The 4,045-nt window shown below is 62.9% G+C and carries 3 protein-coding genes and 1 pseudogene; 1 reads left to right on the top strand and 3 read right to left on the bottom strand.

Annotated elements, in window-relative coordinates; genetic code table 11:
- Positions 1-123 precede the first annotated feature (123 nt).
- Positions 124-822 (top strand): annotated as a pseudogene (locus tag Q2K20_RS17895) (IS3 family transposase); the annotation flags it as partial.
- A gap of 224 nt (positions 823-1,046) precedes the next feature.
- Here the strand turns inward: Q2K20_RS17895 and Q2K20_RS17890 are convergent.
- The 3 genes from Q2K20_RS17890 to Q2K20_RS17880 form a co-directional block, all read right to left on the bottom strand.
- Positions 1,047-1,316, bottom strand: a complete 270-nt coding sequence (locus Q2K20_RS17890) for a hypothetical protein (protein ID WP_069390047.1) — start codon at positions 1,314-1,316, stop codon at positions 1,047-1,049.
- Positions 1,317-1,848: 532 nt separating this feature from the next.
- Positions 1,849-3,003 carry an ATP-binding protein gene (locus Q2K20_RS17885; protein ID WP_069390048.1) on the bottom strand — a complete coding sequence of 385 codons (1,155 nt, stop codon included), beginning with the start codon at positions 3,001-3,003 and terminating at the stop codon, positions 1,849-1,851.
- A 238-nt stretch (positions 3,004-3,241) separates the two neighbouring features.
- Positions 3,242-3,568 carry a hypothetical protein gene (locus Q2K20_RS17880; protein WP_069390049.1) on the bottom strand — a complete coding sequence of 109 codons (327 nt, stop codon included), beginning with the start codon at positions 3,566-3,568 and terminating at the stop codon, positions 3,242-3,244.
- Positions 3,569-4,045: the final 477 nt, after the last annotated feature.

Here is a 4,045-nt window from a genome sequence, read left to right as displayed (position 1 = left end):
GCATCCGAGAACACCTCCCGGCGAAGCCCAGCAGCATCTGATACATCCGTAGCGTCGTGGTCGTCAACAGCCATAGCGTTCATGATTCCTCCTCCGGCTCAACTCACACAGACCATCTGACACGCCCAGAAGACCGTGGCCGACTCGATGCGCCGCCAGGGCCTCGTCGCACGCCGCATCAGACGCCGCAACGGTCTGACCAGGCAGGACAAGACGGCCCCGAAGTTCCCCGACCTGCTCAAGCGGGACTTCACCGCCGACAGGCCGAACGCCCGGTGGGTCGGCGACATGACCGAGATCCCCACCGTTGACGCCAACGGTCGGCCCGGTGAGAAGCTATATCTGGCCACTGTGATCGACCTCTACAGTCGTAGATTGCTTGGTGCTGCCACCGGTCTGCACCCGGACGCCGAACTCGCCTGCGCGGCGATCAACATGGCCGTGGCGACCCGCGGCGGTATCGAGGAGGTCCACCAGTCTGGGTGGCGTGAGGACCCGTCGAAACGAGCCATATTTCACACCGATCGGGGCAGCACCTATACCGCTCACGCGTTCACGAAACTATGCCAAGACCTCGGTATTCGCCAATCGATGGGGCGGGTCGGATCGTGCTTCGACAATGCTGCCGCCGAAGCATTTTTCAGCTCGCTGGAATGGGAAGTTTTGTCGCAACACACCTTCGAAAACACCCGCGCCGCCCGGGCCGCTGTGTTGGACTGGTGCTACGGGTTCTACAACCACGACCGACGACACAGCACGATCGGAATGGTGAGCCCGATCAGCTACGAGACCGCCGCGGCGACCGAACCGGAAGCCGCCTAGGAAACCCTCCACGATTCGGGGGGAACCACACAGGCCCGGGTCCGCCGGAACCCGGCACGCCGCACGGCACAGGTGCGACGCACACAGGCCATGGAAGGTTCCATCCGGCGAGACACGCATCAGTCGAGAGTATCCCGCCAAGGCATATGGCAATCAGCGACGGGAATCGGCGCCAGACCGCCGGGGAGATTCTGCAAGCGAGCAGCAAGCGGCGGAGTCAAGTCTCACCATTGGGGTTCGACAGCAAGCCAGGCGACAACACCCTCGAGCGCCCATAACGCATCCGCGGTGTCGACCAGATCCCCGCCCTCATCCAGTCGCCCTTCCTCCAAAAGAGCGGCCGGATGCTCGACGGCCGCCTCGTAGGCGAACCTCGCCTCCTGTCCGGTCAGCGTTCCGCACGACCCCGACGGAAAGCTCGGCTCCATAAACTCCGACGGCAATGGCCCCGGCCATTCGGGAACATCGGCGACAGTCGCGGTGGTGTCAACCATCCCCGGCTGACAAACGATCACCGCCTCAGGGATCGCGAGTTCCCGGGCCGTTGAAAAGGGCGCGCTCTCGACCGGCGTCGCCTCTGTCGACGACGGGCCGGACGAACCGTCGCGGCCACACCCTGCCAGGAGTGCAACTCCTGCAAAGCAAGCGCAAACGCCTACGCCATACCGCGTGAACATCGCTATCCCATCCCCTAATCATGGGCTACGAGCCGATGTTGTCATACCTCACGTTGCAGTCTCAGCATGTCGGCTTAGGTCACCGCCCGCCCCGCTGATCGACAGAACACTTTCCGCACACAACCGACCGTCCCAGTTCCTTGGTTGTGGGACGGTCTGATGCGACCTCGGAACTGGATGGTCTAAGAGGTGCTCGCATCGAGATGTGGAGGTCTTCTGCGATCGAAGTGTGGCGGAAGCTTGATCTCGCCCCCAACAAGCGCGTCGATGAACTGTTCCATGTCTTTACGACCTTGGTGTCGCCGGCGGGCCCGACACTCTGCACTGGAACCAGCTTCGCCGGGCCGGCTTACTCGTCGGTGTCGATCTGCCTGGCGATGAACGCCGCCATGCCCGGCACCGTGAAGCTGATCCGCCCATGCTCAGGCGAGTAGACGATGCCCTTGCGGATCGCCGCGGCGCGCAACGGTCCGGCTGTGGTCTGGGCGATCGACAACGACGACGTCTTGGGCGCGGTCTCACCCGTGGCGGCGATAGCCCGCAGATACTTTCGTTCCGCCGGCGTCGCCCGATCCCAGCGGGAGGGAAAGAACCCCCGGTCCAACAGTGCGGTCCCAGCCTCGATGGCCAGCTCGGCGTCTTCGAGCTGGAACGGCGTTCCGGCGGCCACCTCCCACATCGCCGACCCGAACTCTTGAAGAAAGTACGGATAGCCCTCAGCGGCGGCAGCGAGCTCATCCAGAGCCTCGGGGCTGTACCGGCCCCCGACTGACTCCGCTGGATCGACCAAAGCCTGCCGCGCCGCGGCATCATCGAGGGGGCCGATCTTGCAGTAGAGGAACAAGCGCTCTGCATACGAGCGTGAGTCCGCCAGGAACGCCGGCAGGTTGGGCAGCCCCGCGCCGATAACATAGAACGGCCACCCTTCCTGGCTTGCCCGATGTTGCGTCACGATCAACGCCGCGGTCAGGTCTGCCTCGAGGTCTTGCATCTCGTCGACGAACACCGCCAATGCCACACCCTTGGACCGGACCATCTCGCTGGCGGCCTCGACGATTTCCTCGACGTCGAACAGCGTGTCCTCGGCCGATCGCGGCGTCGGTGCCCCGACCGAGACACCGCCCACCGACAGTGACGAGCCCTCGATCAGGCCCATCACGCCTTCAGCCGCCTGCTTCAGTGCGTGCTTGGTGCTGAACTTGCGCAGTCCGTGACGCAGCCCCGTCGCCAACTGCTTGTGATTGACTCGTGCACCCGATTCTGAGTTCTGCGCCTCCAACCGGACGGTGAACCAACCATGGTGCTCAGCATGCGCCCGCAGATGGTTCAGCAGCGCCGTCTTACCTACGCCCCGGAGCCCGCTGAGAATCATGCCGCGGTCGTAACGCCGCGCCTTCGCCCGCGCCACCAACAAGTCGAACGCCTCAACCTCCCGGTCCCGGCCCTGCAACGAGTGAGGCCGACGACCGGAACCAGGCGTATACGGGTTACGAGCAGGATCCATGAGACGAACTATACCGAAATCTAGCTACATATACAGAAATCGCTATAACCACCTAGGTTTCGATTGAAGTCCGACCCGCAGAACCCCGGACCCAGCACTCAGCCGCGCCAGAACCCACACCAGCATGTCTCGAGCGCCGAGCACTGCTGACCATGACAGGTAGCGACTCTGAGCGCACTTGGACGAGGCAGTCTCGTTCACCGAGGCAACTCCCCCGCACCTGTCACTACCGGAGCCGTCAACACCACCGTTCGTCACGCACGTCGGCGAAGTCGGAGACTTCCACACGCAGCTCTGCCAACAGCGAGTCGCCCACACGTCTCGAGTCCTCGGCTGCCTGCTCCGACTTCCACCCCGTTTCGGGAACGAAGTTGGCCTCCCAGTGCGCCATCCACAGCGCCAAGCGCTGACCCAGCGACTTCGACAGGCCGTAATCCTCCGGGTCCATTCCGTACTTGTCGGTTCCGCTCTCCCACAACGGGTGGTCGCGACCATAGTCAGGGAAAAACCGGATCACCCGCCTGTAGTCACCCGATCCGTATATCGATTCCAGTTCCTCTTCCATGCCACCTCATCCAAGCGCACCGCTATTGGTGCAGGACCCTTGCGGCCCCTCCGCCCGCCGACGTCCGGACCTTATGGCAAGTAGTGCTTCCCCTCACCACGCGGCGATAGCGGGACTCCGGAGGCCTACATCATTTCGTGCCAAGCGGAGGAGATCGCCATGTGGTTCGTTTTGCTGCGATGACGGCAACGATTACCACACAGATGCTGAGTTGATAGACAGCGAATGCCCACGCTTGGAGAGTCCATACCGAGATGGTCAGGAGCGTGATTGTTGCTCCGACAGCGACGAGGACGTAGAAGAGGATGTTCTCCGAGTCTGGCTGGCGCCAGGCCTTGATAAGGGTCGGCGGGCGTGTCAGATGGTCTGTGTGAGTTGATCCGGAGGAGGAATCATGAACGCTATGGCTGTTGACGACCACGACGCTACGGATGTATCAGATGCTGCTGGGCTTCGCCGGGAGGTGTTCTCGGATGC

Origin of the sequence: Dietzia sp. IN118, from assembly GCF_032905965.1 — a bacterium.
Taxonomy (GTDB): Bacteria; Actinomycetota; Actinomycetes; order Mycobacteriales; family Mycobacteriaceae; genus Dietzia; species Dietzia kunjamensis.
This window is presented reverse-complemented; position numbering and strand designations above follow the sequence as displayed.